The 16444-nt window shown below is 57.4% G+C and carries 19 protein-coding genes; 12 read left to right on the plus strand and 7 right to left on the minus strand.

Annotated features, from left to right (window positions below):
* Positions 1-120 precede the first annotated feature (120 nt).
* The 4 genes from ABQ278_RS18695 to ABQ278_RS18710 all read left to right on the plus strand — a co-directional run bounded on the left by ABQ278_RS18695 (position 121) and on the right by ABQ278_RS18710 (position 2700).
* On the plus strand, positions 121-666 hold the full coding sequence (locus ABQ278_RS18695; RefSeq protein WP_349322533.1) for a hypothetical protein: 546 nt from the start codon (positions 121-123) through the stop codon (positions 664-666).
* Positions 667-937: 271 nt separating this feature from the next.
* Positions 938-1489: a BLUF domain-containing protein gene (locus ABQ278_RS18700; RefSeq protein WP_349322534.1), complete on the plus strand. Its 552-nt coding sequence runs from the start codon at positions 938-940 to the stop codon at positions 1487-1489.
* A 126-nt stretch (positions 1490-1615) separates the two neighbouring features.
* Positions 1616-2023 carry a c-type cytochrome gene (locus ABQ278_RS18705; RefSeq protein ID WP_349322535.1) on the plus strand — a complete coding sequence of 136 codons (408 nt, stop codon included), beginning with the start codon at positions 1616-1618 and terminating at the stop codon, positions 2021-2023.
* A gap of 77 nt (positions 2024-2100) precedes the next feature.
* Complete coding sequence (locus tag ABQ278_RS18710) at positions 2101-2700, plus strand: nitroreductase family protein (protein ID WP_349322536.1); 600 nt, start codon at positions 2101-2103, stop codon at positions 2698-2700.
* 7 nt (positions 2701-2707) lie between these two features.
* Here ABQ278_RS18710 and ABQ278_RS18715 read toward each other — a convergent pair whose 3' ends face one another.
* Together ABQ278_RS18715 and ABQ278_RS18720 are read right to left on the minus strand one after the other, a co-directional pair.
* On the minus strand, positions 2708-3448 hold the full coding sequence (locus ABQ278_RS18715) for a Crp/Fnr family transcriptional regulator (RefSeq protein ID WP_349322537.1): 741 nt from the start codon (positions 3446-3448) through the stop codon (positions 2708-2710).
* Positions 3449-3708: 260 nt separating this feature from the next.
* Complete coding sequence (locus tag ABQ278_RS18720; protein WP_349322538.1) at positions 3709-3903, minus strand: hypothetical protein; 195 nt, start codon at positions 3901-3903, stop codon at positions 3709-3711.
* A gap of 209 nt (positions 3904-4112) precedes the next feature.
* Here ABQ278_RS18720 and ABQ278_RS18725 point away from each other — a divergent pair, with 209 nt between their 5' ends.
* Genes ABQ278_RS18725 through ABQ278_RS18735 form a run of 3 tightly spaced genes read left to right on the plus strand, consistent with a single transcriptional unit; the run spans position 4113 to position 6565 of the window.
* Positions 4113-5009, plus strand: coding sequence for a transglutaminase family protein (locus ABQ278_RS18725; RefSeq protein ID WP_349322539.1), 897 nt, complete (start codon positions 4113-4115; stop codon positions 5007-5009).
* A 9-nt stretch (positions 5010-5018) separates the two neighbouring features.
* Entirely contained in the window at positions 5019-5840 is an 822-nt protein-coding gene (locus ABQ278_RS18730; protein ID WP_349322540.1) for a transglutaminase family protein, read from the plus strand.
* 59 nt (positions 5841-5899) lie between these two features.
* A complete protein-coding gene (locus ABQ278_RS18735; RefSeq protein ID WP_349322541.1) occupies positions 5900-6565 on the plus strand; it encodes an N-formylglutamate amidohydrolase in 666 nt (221 codons plus the stop codon).
* On the opposite strand, the gene ABQ278_RS18740 is transcribed toward ABQ278_RS18735, so the two are convergent.
* From ABQ278_RS18740 to ABQ278_RS18750, 3 genes are all read right to left on the minus strand, one after another.
* A complete protein-coding gene (locus ABQ278_RS18740) occupies positions 6562-7227 on the minus strand; it encodes a GntR family transcriptional regulator (protein WP_349322542.1) in 666 nt (221 codons plus the stop codon). The genes ABQ278_RS18735 and ABQ278_RS18740 overlap by 4 nt on opposite strands.
* A gap of 183 nt (positions 7228-7410) precedes the next feature.
* On the minus strand, positions 7411-8409 hold the full coding sequence (locus ABQ278_RS18745; protein WP_349322543.1) for a 4-hydroxyproline epimerase: 999 nt from the start codon (positions 8407-8409) through the stop codon (positions 7411-7413).
* A gap of 71 nt (positions 8410-8480) precedes the next feature.
* The gene (locus ABQ278_RS18750) at positions 8481-9395 is read right to left on the minus strand and encodes a dihydrodipicolinate synthase family protein (RefSeq protein WP_349322544.1); all 915 of its coding nucleotides are present in this window, start codon (positions 9393-9395) and stop codon (positions 8481-8483) included.
* A gap of 82 nt (positions 9396-9477) precedes the next feature.
* Here ABQ278_RS18750 and ABQ278_RS18755 point away from each other — a divergent pair, with 82 nt between their 5' ends.
* The 5 genes from ABQ278_RS18755 to ABQ278_RS18775 all read left to right on the plus strand — a co-directional run bounded on the left by ABQ278_RS18755 (position 9478) and on the right by ABQ278_RS18775 (position 13672).
* On the plus strand, positions 9478-10728 hold the full coding sequence (locus ABQ278_RS18755; RefSeq protein ID WP_349322545.1) for an FAD-binding oxidoreductase: 1251 nt from the start codon (positions 9478-9480) through the stop codon (positions 10726-10728).
* A 10-nt stretch (positions 10729-10738) separates the two neighbouring features.
* Positions 10739-11920 carry a Xaa-Pro peptidase family protein gene (locus ABQ278_RS18760; protein WP_349322546.1) on the plus strand — a complete coding sequence of 394 codons (1182 nt, stop codon included), beginning with the start codon at positions 10739-10741 and terminating at the stop codon, positions 11918-11920.
* A 140-nt stretch (positions 11921-12060) separates the two neighbouring features.
* Entirely contained in the window at positions 12061-13038 is a 978-nt protein-coding gene (locus ABQ278_RS18765) for a class 1 fructose-bisphosphatase (protein ID WP_349322547.1), read from the plus strand.
* A gap of 62 nt (positions 13039-13100) precedes the next feature.
* Positions 13101-13400, plus strand: a complete 300-nt coding sequence (locus ABQ278_RS18770) for an antitoxin of toxin-antitoxin stability system (protein ID WP_349322548.1) — start codon at positions 13101-13103, stop codon at positions 13398-13400.
* On the plus strand, positions 13400-13672 hold the full coding sequence (locus ABQ278_RS18775) for a type II toxin-antitoxin system RelE/ParE family toxin (RefSeq protein ID WP_349322549.1): 273 nt from the start codon (positions 13400-13402) through the stop codon (positions 13670-13672). The genes ABQ278_RS18770 and ABQ278_RS18775 overlap by 1 nt, the downstream gene beginning before the upstream one ends.
* On the opposite strand, the gene ABQ278_RS18780 is transcribed toward ABQ278_RS18775, so the two are convergent.
* Positions 13669-14532: a glycoside hydrolase gene (locus tag ABQ278_RS18780; RefSeq protein ID WP_349322550.1), complete on the minus strand. Its 864-nt coding sequence runs from the start codon at positions 14530-14532 to the stop codon at positions 13669-13671. The genes ABQ278_RS18775 and ABQ278_RS18780 overlap by 4 nt on opposite strands.
* Before the next feature lie 70 nt (positions 14533-14602).
* Positions 14603-16363: a DUF885 family protein gene (locus ABQ278_RS18785; protein ID WP_349322551.1), complete on the minus strand. Its 1761-nt coding sequence runs from the start codon at positions 16361-16363 to the stop codon at positions 14603-14605.
* Positions 16364-16444 lie beyond the last annotated feature (81 nt).

Genomic DNA, 16444 nt, shown 5'->3' on the forward strand with positions numbered 1-16444 from the left:
TCCGAAACTTATCAAGATATATGCGCATGCGATTTATTTGCATAAATTGTACAATGTAATATATTACTTGCAATAATTTCCACCGGCTCTCGTGAGCGCCTTGTCAATCCTGAGGGTGTGATGACAGAAAAATACGCGAATGGTGCTCAGTCACCAGCCGGAGAGCTGGCCTTGCTGTGCGCCTCACCTTTTGATTGGCTGGCTTCCGAGTATGATCGCCTGAAGTGGGCCTGTGTTCGCTTGCAAGCGACCGTGTTCGACGACGATCTGCTTGTTTCGATGGTCACATCCTGGCTGAGAAGCGATATAAGGCTGCACATAGCCCAGGAGCGCGACGAACTTATACCGTTCCTTATGGAACGAACGGAATCGGATGATGATGTCTCGGCTTTCGTGGAACGTCTGCAAAAAAACTACAGCCTGGCCGAGGTGCAGGTCGAGCATCTACTGGGATTTATGGCGAACAAGACAATTGTACCTATGGCGCTGAGGGATGACATTTTGCACCTTGCGGCCTGTGAACGGCAGCATCTGGCTTTATTCTCGGCGATTGGTCTGCCCCTATTGAGGCTACGTACACCGACAATGGAGCTTGGCTTGCTTTCAGACAGACTGGCGTCGGGACGAGGCTGGGCCTTATCATCGATCAGTAGGCAACTGAATTGACCTTCGGCCAGGCGCCGCGCGCCGATTTTGAAGCTTGATAAATATCAAGAGATTTTCCAACTTTTATCAAGCGTCTGATTTATAAGAGTTAAATATCAGATTTAACAAAGTGGAAAGTATTTTCACGCACCTTTCGTCCATTGTAATTGAAAACCTTCAACGACCGGCTTGTTGGCTCAATGTGAAACTGACGCGGGCTTCCAGACCGTTTCAGCCTCGCGATAGCGACAGTCGACTTCGGGTGAAAGGTTATCGTCAGGAAGGCTGTAGCGTGACCCGCCTCATTCAACTTATCTATGTCAGCCGTTTTGTTGCCGGCAACCGAGGCATGCTTAGCGAAATGCGCAACATTCTAACGTCATCCCGCACCAACAACTATCACAATCAACTTACGGGCTGCCTCCTGTTTGACCGGGAGATTTTCGTTCAGATCATAGAAGGTGGCGAGGACAAGGTGCGCACTTCTTTTGAACGGATAGCCGGTGACCACCGTCACGAGGCTGTACGAATCATTCAGGATGCGCCTATACCGGCTCGTGACTTTCCGGTCTGGGCCATGGCGGGATTCGTGAGATCCGAGGCGAATGAAAGCCTGTTCCGCAGCCATCGCTTCTTGACACAGAAATCTACCGGTCGCTTCGAGCCTCAGCGCCTGATAGATTTGGCCAATGCTCTTGTGGCTCTGGATCAACCGTCGATACTGTCTGATATCAGGCCTGCTGTAAAAATCCCTGAGCCACAAGCCCAAAGTGGCCAGACACGGTTTTACGAAGCGATGAGGGCGCCCGACCATGACGGAATTACAACCCGCGCAAATTCGTAAGATTTGGCGGAGCACGCCTTACAAAACCGCGACCTGATCAAAGATTGATCATGTTTTTGATTGCGATCAAATCCTTAAACAAAATCCCGTGCAACTCTTGAGAACCTTTGCATAGGAAGCGTTCGCATGGTTGTCAGATTGAAAACGCACATCATCGCCGGGTGCCTTATAGCAGCTCTGGTGAGCGATGTCGTCGGTGCGCAGGCACAACCTCTTTCAGAGCAGGGGGCGCAGATTTTTTCCGAAAAGTGCGCTCTGTGCCACGACAATAGCCAATATATGGTCAATGATAATGGCCCGGCGCTTTTTGGCGTTGTCGACCGTCGCGTAGGCTCCGTTGAGGGCTACGCCTATTCACCGGCGCTCATGGCGGCCGCAGCGCGCGGCGACACCTGGACGGTCACGCGATTGAAAAAATTCCTGTCCGGCCCGGAAGCCATGTATCCGGGAACCGGCATGCCCATGCACTTTGAAACGCCAAACGCCCGGGCCGCTATAACCGCCTATCTTAAAACACTGACACCCAGAAAATAGCGGCACTTAGTTGGGTTTGCCTCTTGGGCTGCCCCGGCCAAGGCTGCCTTTTGCTCGCTTACCAAGAGGCCTTCTCCATGTCGCGTATCCACGAACCGATGCCGGGGGATGGCGCACCGCCGCGCCGCACGATGACGATCATGGATGCGATCTATAGCCGACACGCGGTGCAGGCCTTTACCGGCGATGATGTTACAGAACACGCCGTACATGCCTTGCTGTATGCCGCCGCTCAGGCACCGGCGACAAACTCCCTGTCGGCACCTGCGTTTCTGGTTGTCCAGGGGCGGGAACGTCTGCGCGCACTGTCGGGGCATACTGGCCGGCTCTATAATGCAATTGAAAGAGAGCCGGCTAACGTCGCTTCGGTCAGCAACTTTACCTTGTTTCATAATGCCGGGACACTCATTGTGGTCTGCATCCGGCAACAGACGCCTCTGGCTGTTCCCGAAGCCTGGATGGCGGCTGAAAACATCATGCTGGCGGCAGCGGGCATGGGGCTTGGCAGTTGTCTGATCCATGAGGCCGTTCCGGCTTTAGACGACATACGCGGACGAACGCTCATTGGTCTGCCTGACCGTATGGTCCCCGTCGCCATCATTGCTTTGGGTAAGCCGGCGCCGGGCATAGACCCTACAGAGCGTCGTCCGCCGGACATTCTCAACTGGCTTCTCTGACGAAGGCTTAAGGGAGCGAACCTGGGCTCATTAGCGTCTGATGAGTTGGGCAATCTTCCGCGATCGAGCAGTTGTCGCAAACGAATCGGCCTGCCTTGTTGAGATTGGTGAAAGATACCCGATTGCCCTGGATATCGATGCCGACCTCCTTGAGTTTTCGCAGTGTGCGCGAAAAGGTTGCCAGTTCCATCCGCAGACGCGAGGCAATCAGGGTTTTGGAATAGGGCAGGTCAAAGCCGGCAGGATCAAAGTTATAAAGAACGCACAACCCTTGCAGATAACAGGCCACCATCTGCGTTGCCGACATGGTCGAGCGGTGTTCGGCTTCCATTTGCGCATCATGAAGGCGTTCGGCCAGGCCTTGAAGCAAACGCGGCGCCAATGTGTTGAAATTCTTCAGATGCTCACGCATCCAGGCAATCGGCACTTCAAGTATCTGGGCGTCGTCGACGACGCGCGCATTGGTCATGTGGGTCACCTGCCGGGCTATGACTTCTTCTGCGTTTATGCAGTCGCCGGAAATTAGAATGTCGCTGGTGACTTCATGGCCGTCGGGGGTCTCGCGAAAAATCTGAATCGTTCCGCGCAGTAGGATTTTAAAATTCTTTATCGCATCGCCATGCATGAAAAGGAATTCGCCGCGTCGCACGTTTCGCAAGTGAGTGTGGACGGACAAACGTAGCACATCGTCATCAGATAGATCGCTGAAGAGCGGCAAGGTTTTCAGTGTTTCTATATGTTTGTTCATCGCTTCCCAGCGTTATGCGCAAAGATGGTGGCGGATACGCCACGGGATGATGTGCTATCCTTACGCTATCGCAAGGATGAAAGACAGGGAAAAGGCGACAGAAGGACGAAAGCGGTCAACGCCGGCTTCCCTTCGGCAAAAGTGATCTCTGTCTTCGGGCGGAAGCCCTCCCTTTGGCAAATCGATCCACGATAAGAAAAAGCCCGCCGGAAGTTATCCAACGGGCTCTTAAATCTGCTCCAATTCGGCAGGCAGCCAACTTAACTAAGCGCGTTTACGCCGAGCTTTGCCACGAGGAGGGGCAGGGCGATGGCGCATTCGACAAGCGCCACCATGTACATGGTGGCCAATACCGGACGGCCCTTCTGAAAATTATGTACCACCCCGGCCAGAAGTGGACCACTGATCGGGCCAACGAGGAAATAGGGCGCAAGACGCTTGATACGAGCCAACACGGGTAGAAACTCCTGATTACATGTTCATGTAAGCAGAATTTGGAAAGCGGCTCCAGCCTTTGTTAACAAAACGTTAATAACGTGCGCGTGATAAGCCTGATGCGCGAAAAAATTTAATTGGAAGTGGCTCAATATTAGAAAAAAGCCTATGGCTTCCCGCGGCCGCATACGCTTCACGCACGGCATTTGAAAAGATGGCAGGCACGGACATGACCATTCTACGGGTGCATCACCTGACCCGATACGCATATCGCCGGCCGGTGGGGTTTGGACAGCATCGTCTGATGTTTCGTCCGCGCGACAGCTATGACCAGCGCCTGATAAGCTCGGAGTTGAAGATATCGCCGGAACCGAGCGACATCTTCTGGATTCATGATGCTTTCGGTAATTGCGTCGCCTGCGCCGACTTCGACAGCCTCGCCGATGCCCTGTGCTTTGAAACGACGATCGTACTCGATCATACGCCGCAGCATAGCCCCCACTTCCGCGCTGACGAAGATGCTCGAACCTGGCCCTTCCACTATGACAACGAAACCTCGCCTGATCTGCGCCCCTCCATGCATCGGCAATATCCTGACGATGTGACCGAAACCTGGGCGCGGCGCTTCATCAACCGGGTAGGGTCAACCGCTACAGCGACGATCCTTGAAAACATGACCCACGCGATCAAGAATGACTTCAGATACAACCGGCGCACAAATCCGGGCACGCAGACACCGGAGATGACGCTCTATAGCCTGAGCGGCACCTGCCGGGACTTCGCCTTGCTGATGATGGAGGCTGTACGTTCACTTGGCTTCGCGGCGCGCTTCGTGACGGGCTATATCTATGCGCCAGCGCGAGATACCGGTGAAAATCTGGGCGGCGGTGCTACCCATGCCTGGGTGCAGGTGTTTGTGCCGGGCGCAGGCTGGGTTGAATTCGATCCCACCAACGGCATCATCGGTAATCGTGATCTCATCCGCGTCGGGGTGACGCGCGATCCGCGACAGGCCATTCCTTTATGGGGCACGCACACAGGTTCACGCATCAATTCTTTAGGCATGACCGTGCAGGTTAATGTGACATCGGTCGGCGTAAAGGACGCGCCGGCCATCATCACATAGGGATATTCCATGCAGATTAAGGCCGGCTACGCTCTCACCTATGACTGTCCGCAGCCGACCGCCGTGCTGCTCTGCCTGAATATTCATACCTCACGGCGCGTAGATCTTTTGTCCGCGCAAGAGCTGAAGTTTTCAAACAATCTCAAGTCATGGGACTATGTCGATAGCTTCGGCAATGTGTGTACGCGGATCACCGCGCCGGCGGGCCGCACCACCATTTCGACGGTGTTCGAGATTTACGATACCGGCCTGCCCGATTTTGTACCGTTCGAGGCCCCTCAGCATGACATCCGTGACCTGCCCGATGAAGTACTCGTCTTCCTGCTGGGCTCCAGATACTGCGAAACCGATAAACTGACCGATCTGGCCTGGAACCTGTTCGGTCAGGTGGCGCCCGGATGGCCGCGCGTCCAGGCCGTTCTCGATTTTGTTCATAATCATCTAAGCTTTGATTATCAGCTCGCCGACCGCGCACGCAGCGCCTTTGACGGCTATATGCAACAGGTCGGTGTCTGCCGCGATTTCGCCCATCTGGCCCTGACGCTTTGCCGCTGCATGAATATTCCGGCGCGCTACTGCACCGGTTATCTTGGTGATATCAAGGTCGATCCGGTGCCGGGCCCAATGGATTTTTCCGGCTGGTTCGAAGTCTATCTCGGCGGTCACTGGTACACGGCTGATGCACGCCACAACAAGCCACGCGTCGGTCGCATACTGATGGCAATTGGGCGTGATGCCACCGATGTCGCCATCTCGACGCAGTTTGGTCCGGCGATCCTCAGTTCGTTCAAGGTGATCACCGAGGAGGTTAAGCCATCATTGCCAACGTAATCTCGTGGCCGCCAGCGGTTGAAACGCTCAATGAGACCGGCACATCCGATATTGTGCTGGTGTGCGAACACGCCTCGAACCATATCCCCGAAGCCTACGCCAATCTCGGCCTGAGGGCCTCGGATGTGGCGCGGCATATTGGCTGGGATATCGGTGCGGCCAATGTCACGCGACGCTTGTCGGCGCTTCTTGATGCGCCGGCCTATCTGGCCACCTGTTCGCGGCTTTTGATCGATCTCAACCGGCCTCTGGATGCGCCAACCAGTATCGTCACCCGCTCCGAAGATACGGATATACCTGGCAATAGGGATCTGGACGAAGCGGAAATTATGCGGCGAAGAGACCATCTTTTCCAGCCGTTTCACCAGACGATCAGCGATCATCTTGATGCGCGTCAACGGCAAAACCGGCCGACGCGCTTTGTATCGATCCACAGTTTCACGCCAGTATTTTTGGGCACAACGCGCATATGGCAGGGCGGCGTGCTGTTCGACAAGGCGCAGGCCTTTGGCCATGACCTCGTGGCGCGATTGGCGGCATCAGGTCTGAAGGTCGGCACCAATGTGCCCTACCAGAGCGATCGCACCGAGGATTACGGTGTGCCCATTCATGGCGACGACAGACTTATCCCTTCTGTGCTGGTCGAGATCCGCAATGATCTGATAGACCGTGATGAAGGTGCTGCCCTATGGGCGCAGCGTCTGGCGGATGCCTTGCGGTCTTAAGCCGAGATGGCGGCGTGGTCGCTATCGAACTGCTTGCGCAAATCCTCGAAAGTCATGGCGATGTGGTTGCGCATCAGGGCCGAGACCTCCTCGGACTTGCCCGCCGCCCATAGCTCAAGCAGGGCCAGATGTTCACTGTGCGCACGGTCATCGCGGCCGGCCGGCTCAAGATGCTTGCCGACATAGCGTTCCGAAATAATGTTGAGACGCTCGATGATCTGGATGGTCACCTGACGGTGCAGGGGACGAACCAGCGACATATGGAAGGCGCGGTTAAGCTTGCCGACCTGGGTCTTGTCGGTGTTGGCGGCGACATCGAGCGCGTCCAGCGCCAGCCGGGCGGCGCGCTTGTCGGCGTCGGTCGCCACCTTGGAAGCCTCGCCGACTGCGTCGGGTTCCAGTTTCAGACGCAGGGCGTAGACCTCTTCGACCTCATCGGCGTTGAGAGGACGCACGAAAAAGCCGCGATTGGCCTGGGAAAGCAAAAGCCCGTCTTGCTCAAGACGGGCCAGGGCTTCGCGCAACGGGATTTTGCTGACGCCGAGCTCAGCCGCCAGCGCATCCTGACGAATAGCCGAGTTGGTCGGGATTTTGCCCGAAATAATGCGATCGCGCACCAGCGAGAAAATTTGTTCGGAGAGGGTCTGAACCACGAGGGTCATATGTGTGTCCGGCTAATTGGGATGCGGTGTGACAGCGCTTACCCTCACATCGAATCCTGTTTTTTCTATTGTTACCGCTATCTAGGCATTAGTTTTCCATGCTGACAAGGGACCAGCGAGGGTTGCGGTGATAAAAAGTATACAATTTGTTCGTTAACGCGGCCTTTTTGTCGCAATGTTGTCTTAAAGGACCTGAAAACCCTGCCAGAAACGGTCTTCGCGGTCGATCCAGATGGTGTTGAATCCGGTGGATAGAGCCGAACCTTCGATCGACGGGATGATCGCTTTCTGGTCACCCAGCATGACTTCATCTTCCACGCGACCAATAAACTGGCTGCAGATGTAGCTCTCGTGCACGAAGCGATCGCCTTTTTTCAGGCGGCCAGTGGCGTGCAGATGCGCCAGTCGAGCCGAGGTACCGGTGCCGCAGGGCGAACGGTCGATGGCGCGTTCGCCATAGAAGACGGCGTTACGACCGTCGGCGTTTTCACTCTTAGGTTTGTCGGCCCACAGGACGTGGCTGACGCCGCGGATAGTCGGATCTACCGGATGCACGGGTTCGTACGTGTCGCGCACGAGCTGGCGAATGGTGCGGCTCAACTCGATGATGCGCGCGGCGCCGAGGTCGTCGAGGCCGGTATAAGCCCCTTGAGGTTCGATAATGGCGTAATAGTTACCGCCGTAGGAGACGTCGAGCTTAAGCGCTCCGAAATTCGGCACATCGATCTCGATGCCGGTGGCGGCGAGATAGGACGGCACATTGGTGATGCGGACCGATGTGACCTTGGCGCCTTCGGTTGTGTAGGCGATATCGATAAGGCCGGCGGGCACTTCCAGCTTCAGCTTGCCAGGGGTGCGCGGCGTCACCAGACCGTTTTCAAGCGCGAAGGTGACCATGCCGATGGTGCCGTGTCCGCACATTGGCAAACAGCCGGAGGTCTCAATAAACAAGATGCCGGCATCGGTATCTTCACGAGTGGGCGGATAGAGAAAGCCGCCCGACATCATGTCGTGACCGCGTGGCTCAAAACAGAGGCCCGTGCGAATCCAGTCAAAGCGCTCCAGGAAATCCTGACGGCGCTCGGACATGTTGGAACCCTTGAGCAGGGGGGCGCCACCGGCGACAAGACGGACCGGATTGCCGGCCGTATGGCCATCGATACAGAAGAAGGTGTGGCGCATGAGCTGTCTCCAGGGCAAAGAAGGGCGGCTCGCGTTACCGCAAGCCGCCCTCATGACGCAATAGTCTTAAGTTAAGCGGCTTTGGTGATCTTGAGCGACGGGCGCGTAGCCGCCGCCTTCTCAACCATGGCCGTAACTTCGGCGCGACGGGCGCCGGTCAGAGGCATGCGCGGCATACGCACGCGCTCGGAACCGCGACCCATGATCTGCTCGGCCAGCTTGATGGACTGAACGAGATCGTGCTCGGCATCGAGGTGCAGCAGTGGCAGGAACCAGCGGTAGATTTCGCGGGCGGTGTTGATGTCGCCAGCTTCCAGAGCCTTGACCAACATGACGGATTCATGCGGGAAGGCCGAGGTCAGGCCGGAAACCCAGCCTTGAGCGCCGAGCAACAGGCCTTCAAAGGCAACGTCGTCAAGACCGGCGAAGACAACGTAGCGATCGCCAAAGGCATTGATCATGTCGGTGAAGCGGCGGGTGTCGGCGGTCGATTCTTTCACGGCGACGATGTTCTTCACGGGGCGGAGCGCTTCGAGGGCTTCGTTGGTGATGGCCACGCGATAAGCCGTCGGGTTGTTGTAGAGCATGATCGGCAGGCTTGTCGCATTGGCGACCTGCGTGAAGTGCTCGACCAGTTCGGCGGTTTTCGGCACATAGACCATGGCCGGCAGAAGCATTAGACCGTTAGCGCCAAGCTTTTCGGCATCCTTAACCCAGGAGATCGCGAGCGGCGTGGTCAGCTCAGAGACACCGGTTACCACCGGAACGCGGCCGGCAACGACTTCGACGATCGCCTTCAGCAGGGTGCGCTTTTCATCAGCCGTCAGTGAGTTGTTCTCACCGCAGGTGCCCATGGCGATGATCCCGGTGACGCCGTCCTTGATCAGATCGTCGACAACCCGTTGGGTCTCGACATAATTGATCGAAAGATCTTCATTAAATTGCGTCGTTACGGCCGGAAACACGCCCCGCCAATCGATTTTCATCTATATACTCCTAGAGCTTGCGTAAGAACATATACTGTATACTATATGCGATAGTCTATTGCAACAAGGATGATGGCCTTCCATGACGGCACCCCAAAACATACTCGTACTCGGCGGCGGCGTTGTCGGTTTGAACGTGGCTTTGCAACTCCTTAAGGAGGGCAAGAGCGTGACCTTGTGTGATGATGGAAATGCCCCCGTTTCGGCATCTTACGGTAATGCCGGGCATATTGCTATAGAGCAGGTTGAGCCCTTGGCGTCATTGGCGACGGTGCGCTCTGCGTGGCGCCGACTGTTCATCAGGGGAGGGGCGCTTTCCCTTCCACCACAAGGGATTGGCGCGTGGTTACCTTTCTCATTACGCTTATTGAGAGCTGCCGCACCGCAACATTTCAAGTCAGGAAAGGTGGCTTTGAGCGAGGTTATCGCCAAAGCCATGCCCGCCTGGCAGCGCCGTGTGGCCGATCTGGAGGCGACCGATTTGCTGCGCGAAGACGGTCATTTTGTCGTTTGGGAAACGCCGGAAAGCGCCGCAAAAGGCCTGCGCTCATGGCGGGCCACGGATACCGGCACGGCCTCATTTCGGGAGGTGACCGAGGCGGAAATGGTCGAACTGTCGTCTCTTATCCACAGAAATTCTACGGTTAAGATCCACGGGGCAATTCGTTTTGAAGGCACGGCGCAGATTGCCGATACAAAACGCCTGTTAGAGACGCTTCAGCAGCGCTTCATCGAACGCGGCGGCAAGCTGATCAAGGCGCGCGCCGATAAACTGTCGATCACGGCGGAGGGTGCGGCCGTCCTGTTGTCAGATGGCGACTGGCGCACGGCTGACGCCATCATCGTCAGCGCCGGTATTGGTTCGAAAAGACTGATGGAACAGGCGGCCCTTAAGGTGCCGATGATCTCTGAGCGCGGCTATCATATTCAAAGCCATGAACATCAGTGGCCGCAGGGCCTGCCTCCGGTAGTCTTCGAAGATCGCTCGATGATCGTCACCGGCTTTGAAAGCGGGCTGCGCGCCGCGAGTTTCGTTGAGTTTACCCGTGCCGGCACCGCGCCCGATCCGCGCAAGTGGGCGCGCTTGCGCAAGCATGTCGGCGACCTCGGCCTTTCGTTTGGCGGGGAAGGTCAGGAGTGGATCGGCACGCGCCCGACCCTGCCGGACTATCTGCCAGCGATCGGTCGGGCGGCATCTGTCAAAAATCTCTATTATGCCTTCGGGCACCAGCACCTCGGCCTAACCCTGGCCGCAATTACCGGCGAAATCGTCGCCGACATGATCCGCAGCGGCGAAGGGCCGAAGCCCTTTGATCTGGCCCGGTTCAACTAGGAGTATTTTGATGATCGGTTCTTCCACACCTGCCACCGAACTGGCCAAGCTCTCGGCCTATCCGCATCTGGCCCCCGCCATCACCGTGGCCGAGCGCCAGGTACGCATCGAAAAGGCGCGCAAGCTGACGCGCGATATGGGCGCCGATGCGCTTCTGATCGGGGCAGGTGCCTCCTTGCGCTATTTCGCCGGTGTGCCGTGGGGCGCGTCTGAGCGCCTGGTCGGCATGATCATACCTGTGGCGGGTGAACCGCTCCTGATCTGCCCGTTCTTTGAGCGCGGATCGCTGGAGGCCGATCTTCAGATCACCGCCGATATGCGTCTGTGGCAGGAACATGAAAGCCCGCACGCCCTGATCGCGCAGGCCATGAAGGACTTGGGCGCGGCCGTACTGGCCGTTGATCCGGCCATATCGTTCGAAATGGTCAGCCGCCTGGGGCGCGAAACCGGTCTTGAAATCAAGGAAGCCTCGTCGGTTATCAATGGCTGTCGCATGTACAAGTCAGCCACTGAAATCGCCCTGATGCAGCAGGCCAAGGACATGACCATCCTGGTGCATAAGGCGACGGCGCGGATGCTGTATGAGGGCATCACCACGGGTGAGGTCAATAACTTCATCGAGGCAGCGCACCGCAAGCTCGGCGCTTCGGGCAATTCCTTCGTTATCACCCAGTTTGGTCATGGCACCGCCTATCCGCATGGCCTGCCCGGCGAGCAGCGCCTGAAAGAGGGTGACCTCGTTTTGGTCGATACCGGCTGCTATGTGCAAGGCTATACCTCCGATATCACGCGCACCTATATTTTCGGCCAGCCGAAGCCGGAGTATCAGCGCATCTGGGATATCGAAAAAGAAGCCCAGGCTGCGGCTTTTGCGCGTGTCGAGATCGGCTTGCCTTGCGAAGCCGTCGATTATGCGGCGCGCGCTGTGCTCGAAAAGCATGGCTTGGGGCCGGACTACAACCTGCCGGGCACACCGCACCGCACCGGCCATGGCATAGGCCTCAGCATCCACGAACCGGCCTATCTGGTGCGTGGTGACAAGACGCCGCTCGATGTCGGCATGTGCTTCTCCAATGAGCCGATGATCGTGGTGCCGGAAACCTTCGGTGTTCGTCTCGAAGACCATATGTACGTCACCGAGAACGGTGCGAAATGGTTCACCGAGCCGCAGGAAGCCATAGATCGGGTATAAAAGGAGGGCTATGGTGATGGCACTTTTTAGCTCAAGGGCCGAATGGCACCTCGCCTAGACTCGGGCGGCCATTCGGCCTTGCCAAAAGGCTGTGATCGGTTCACAGCATTTTGGCATAGTAACAAGCCACATCGGATGCCATGCTGAAACCTCTCTCCCAATACCTCACCGAACAGACCGCGCCTGATCGTCTGCGCCAGTTGATCCTCGCCGTCGCGGACGCCTGCCGCGAGATCGGCCACGCCGTCAACACCAGCGCCATCGACGGCGTGCAGGGGGCGCTCAATCAGGAAAACGTTCAGGGCGAGGTGCAGAAGCAACTCGACGTCATCGCTAATGACATGATGCTCGAGGAAAAGCGCTGGAGCGGAGTGGATGGTCAAGGCTTGGTCGCCGCGCTCGTATCCGAGGAAATGGAAGAGATCTATCCGTTGAAAGGCGGAGACTTTTTGCTCGTGTTTGATCCGATCGATGGTTCCAGCAATGTCGATGTGAACGGCGTGGTTGGCACCATCTTCTCAATTCTGAAGGCACCAGTAGGTAAGGTGACCGAAGCCGATGTCCTGCAATCCGGCCGTCATCAGGTGGCGGCGGGCTATGCCATCTATGGTCCGCAAACGACCCTGGTGCTGTCGATCGGCAAGGGGGTTTCAGCCTTCTCGCTCGATCAAAAATCGGGCGACTGGCTAATGACCGTGCCTGCCATGACGATCCCCGCCGCGACGCGCGAATTCGCCATCAACATGTCGAACCATCGTCACTGGGCCGCCCCGGTGCGTCGTTATATCGACGAATGTCTGGCCGGAAAAACCGGCCCGCGCGGCGCGGACTTCAATATGCGCTGGCTGGCCTCGATGGTGGGTGATGTGCACCGCGTGCTGACGCGCGGCGGCATTTTCATGTACCCGGTCGATAGCCGCAAGGGCATCGGCAAGTTGCGCCTGATGTATGAAGCCAATCCGATCGCCTTCCTGATCGAGCAGGCCGGCGGTGTGGCCACCGATGGCGTCAACCCGATCCTCGACATCGCGCCGGAGGCCCTGCATCAACGTGTGGGTGTTGTCTTGGGTTCGCGTGAGGAGGTCGAACGCGTGACGGCCTATCACAAAGAGGGCTGATGGCTTGTGAAAAGTACTGACGAAGTGTATATTTTGTCAGTACCTTTTCCGGGAGCGCTATCATGCCGAAAGATGCCGTTTTCACGATGAAGATAGAGCCTGAACTGCGCGAGGCCTTTATGGCGGAAGCGGCGGCTAGTCATAGGCCTGCGTCGCAAATCGTGCGCGAGGCCATGCGCGATTTCATCGACAAGCAGAAAAAGCAACGCGAATACGATGCGTGGTTTGTGGCGGAAATGGAAGAAGGGCTGCGCGAAGCCGATGATCCCGATACAGTCTGGAATTCGCATGAAGAGGTCAAGGCTGACATGGAGCGTCAGCGCCAGTCGCTCTTGGCACGCTTGAAGGCCTCTGGTGAATAATGCGAATTGTCTGGACGGTGTCCGCCCGTCAGAAGCGCGACCAGGCGATCGAATATGTCGCGCAAGAAAGTTTGCGGGCAGCTTTCAACCAACTGAATGAAATAGAACTTCAGGCTGACCGCCTTCTCGAACATCCGAATATGGGGCGTCCAGGCAAAATAAGAGGCACGCGCGAGCTGGTTATTCGGCAGACGCCTTTTATCATCGGCTATCGGGTCAAGGGCGACGTCGTGCAAATCGTCCGCTTCTTGCACGGAGCCCAAAACCGTTAGGAAAAACAATCGTCCTTCGCCTTGCCGCTGGCGTCGAGATTGATGTGCGCGCTATTCATGCGTGCCGGGTGTTTGTAATAGGCGTCGGCCGGAATGTGGTGATCTGGACGATAGACCTCGGCCAGCAGCGCATAGAGCTCTGCGTCATGCGCCTGGAAGTCTTCGGCATCGACCACCGTCAGGGTATCGGTGATATATGCCTTGTTGGAATTGAACCAGAACTGCGTGCCCTCGGCCCAGTATTCATCGAGCGTGTTTGCCATATAGGCGCCCTGCCACAAACGCTTGTCCTTGGCGTGGGCGTAGGCGGTTTCGACGCGCGCCGCCAGTGCCGGATCGGCGCTGCGGATGGCGTTGAAAATGCTGTGCGAAAACTCATGCACCAGAATGTTCTCGCCGTAATAGCGCGTGTCCGGCACGCCCAGAATATTCTCAGCCGCGCCGGTGGTATAGATACCGCCCATGCCGCGCGCGCGCGCAGCCCAGTAATCGCGGTCGGATTGCAAACCTATGGTCTTAGCGTAATCGCGCACATCGCATTTCGACAGGCGCGGATCATCGATGGCCGGCTTCTTCCAGTCGCTCTGTTCCGGCAGATCGGTCGTGGTCTCGTCAATCGCCATAATGCCGACGCGCGCGCCATCGTGGACCAGTTGTTTGCGTATATCCGGCCGTTCCGACAGCATAAAGAGAAGGATATCGCGCGCGACCACGATGGCCGCATCGGGCACAGTCTGCGAGCCGATCACCGGGATGCCATCGGCGTCGCTATATTTCTGATAGAAGGGATCGAGGTTCAGCGCGGCCGGCGGCGTCGTGATGACGCGCGCCTCCAGTGACGAAATTTCAGCCTTGCTCATTACTGAGCGTTCCGCCTCCGTGGCCAGGGCAACGGAGGGCAGAAGCGTGACAACGAGAGCAAAAAGCGCTCTACTCTTCATCGTCATAGGGGCCCTTGCCGCCTTCGGCGATGAAGCGGTCAATGCGAGCTTCCAGCACCGGCAGTGGCACCGATCCCAGTTCCAGCACGGCGTCATGGAACTTGCGGATATCGAACTTTTCGCCCAAAGCCACTTCAGCCTTGTGGCGGGCCTTCCAGATCGCCATTTCACCGAGATAGTAGCTGAGCGCCTGACCTGGCCAGGCGATATAGCGATCCACCTCGGTGGTCACCTCATGCTTTGAGAGGGCCGTGTTTTCTAGCAGGAAATTCTGCGCCTGTTCGCGCGTCCAGCCCTTGGCATGAATGCCGGTATCGACCACCAGGCGCGCCGCGCGCCACATCTGATAGCTCAGCATGCCGTACTGTTCGTAAGGCGTGTGATAGATGCCCATTTCGACGCCGAGGCGTTCGCTGTAAAGCGCCCAGCCTTCGCCATAGGCCGAGATATAGGTGTATTGACGGAAGGGCGGCAGCGCCTTGTTTTCGGCAGCCAGCGGCATCTGCCAGGCATGGCCCGGCGCCGATTCATGCAGGGTGAGTGCGGGCAAGGAATAGAGCGGACGGGCCGGCAGGTTCCAGGTGTTGACCCAGTAGCCGCCAGGGCCGCCACGGCCGCCGGTGTAAAAGGGCGCGAGTTCCGGCGCCACCGGAATGATGGCGAAGCGCGAACGCGGCATCCGGCCGAAATACTTGGCGGCCACGCCGTCGAATTCCTTGGCCGTCCAGGCGGCGCGATCGAGCAGGTCCTGCGGCTTGGTGACGTAGAATTGCGGGTCGGTGCGCAGGAAGTTGTTGAAGGCGGGCAGGTCGCCGTCGAACTTGACCTCGGTCTTGACGGCCTGCATCTCAGCCTTGATCTTGGCCACCTCATCGAGGCCGATCTGGTGAATTTGCTCCGGCGTCATATCGACCGTGGCGTATTCGTGCACTTGAGCCTGATAGAAGGCCTTGCCATTGGGCAGGTCGTAGGCGGCGATCGATTTGGTGGCGCCAGGGATATACTCTTCGCGCATGAATTTCAGCAGGGCCTTGTGCGCCGGCACGACCTTGTCGGTGATGGCGGCGGCGGCCAGTTTCTTGAGCTCGGCCTGCTTGTCCGCGGGGAGGGTGGCGGGCAGGGACTTGAACGGCAGGTAATAGATATTGTCTTCGAGGGTCTTGGCGTCCGTCACGCTGGTGATGGTCGCATCACGGCCTTGCAGCGAGATCTGCGGTAGGGTGAAGCCACGCTTCAGACCCGCGCGCATGTTGTCTGTGTTGTCCTTGAAGTAGCGCGGGATATCCCCCAGTTGCGCGATGTAATTGCGATAGTCCTGCTCGGTGCGGAAGCTGCCGCGTGCCATGCCCGACAGGTCACCCCAGAAGGAGGTGTCGCCGGTCAGCGGTCGCTCGTAAAGCTTGAAGGTCTGGCCGGCGATGAGGGTCTCGATCTGGAAACGATAGACCTGATAATTCTCTAGCGCACGCGGCGACAGCGCTTTAGTGTCAACCCCATCAAGTTGTTTCAGCACGTCCTGCCAGTAGGCAAGCTTGGCGTCCTGCGCTTTTTTGGAAACATCTGGCAGGTGAGGCGCCACATCGCCCGACGGGCTGTCCTCATTGGCGGCTTCCTGCTTGCTACGCCAGTCCCATTCAGTCTTATATATCGTCTCGAACTTTTGATCCGTAGCGGCGTCGGCGAAGGCGGGCGCCGTGCTTAAGGTGGATAGGACGATGGCCATGGCGGTGGCGCGCAGAAGGGCTTTCATCAGGGAATTACCTCGGTTCAAAAGACACGTATCTGGTGTTGCAAGAGAATTGTATACAGTATAATAATTTCGGTGCAACCG

It is taken from the genome of Asticcacaulis sp. MM231 (assembly GCF_964186625.1).
Taxonomy (GTDB): Bacteria; Pseudomonadota; Alphaproteobacteria; order Caulobacterales; family Caulobacteraceae; genus Asticcacaulis.

Coding starts and splice junctions, on each gene's coding strand:
- ABQ278_RS18695 (WP_349322533.1), top strand. CDS start 121: ATGACAGAAAAATACGCGAATGGTGCTCAGTCACCAGCCGGAGAGCTG.
- ABQ278_RS18705 (WP_349322535.1), top strand. CDS start 1,616: ATGGTTGTCAGATTGAAAACGCACATCATCGCCGGGTGCCTTATAGCA.
- ABQ278_RS18710 (WP_349322536.1), top strand. CDS start 2,101: ATGTCGCGTATCCACGAACCGATGCCGGGGGATGGCGCACCGCCGCGC.
- ABQ278_RS18715 (WP_349322537.1), bottom strand. CDS start 3,448: ATGAACAAACATATAGAAACACTGAAAACCTTGCCGCTCTTCAGCGAT.
- ABQ278_RS18725 (WP_349322539.1), top strand. CDS start 4,113: ATGACCATTCTACGGGTGCATCACCTGACCCGATACGCATATCGCCGG.
- ABQ278_RS18730 (WP_349322540.1), top strand. CDS start 5,019: ATGCAGATTAAGGCCGGCTACGCTCTCACCTATGACTGTCCGCAGCCG.
- ABQ278_RS18740 (WP_349322542.1), bottom strand. CDS start 7,227: ATGACCCTCGTGGTTCAGACCCTCTCCGAACAAATTTTCTCGCTGGTG.
- ABQ278_RS18745 (WP_349322543.1), bottom strand. CDS start 8,409: ATGCGCCACACCTTCTTCTGTATCGATGGCCATACGGCCGGCAATCCG.
- ABQ278_RS18750 (WP_349322544.1), bottom strand. CDS start 9,395: ATGAAAATCGATTGGCGGGGCGTGTTTCCGGCCGTAACGACGCAATTT.
- ABQ278_RS18755 (WP_349322545.1), top strand. CDS start 9,478: ATGACGGCACCCCAAAACATACTCGTACTCGGCGGCGGCGTTGTCGGT.
- ABQ278_RS18760 (WP_349322546.1), top strand. CDS start 10,739: ATGATCGGTTCTTCCACACCTGCCACCGAACTGGCCAAGCTCTCGGCC.
- ABQ278_RS18765 (WP_349322547.1), top strand. CDS start 12,061: ATGCTGAAACCTCTCTCCCAATACCTCACCGAACAGACCGCGCCTGAT.
- ABQ278_RS18770 (WP_349322548.1), top strand. CDS start 13,101: ATGCCGAAAGATGCCGTTTTCACGATGAAGATAGAGCCTGAACTGCGC.
- ABQ278_RS18775 (WP_349322549.1), top strand. CDS start 13,400: ATGCGAATTGTCTGGACGGTGTCCGCCCGTCAGAAGCGCGACCAGGCG.
- ABQ278_RS18780 (WP_349322550.1), bottom strand. CDS start 14,532: ATGAGCAAGGCTGAAATTTCGTCACTGGAGGCGCGCGTCATCACGACG.
- ABQ278_RS18785 (WP_349322551.1), bottom strand. CDS start 16,363: ATGAAAGCCCTTCTGCGCGCCACCGCCATGGCCATCGTCCTATCCACC.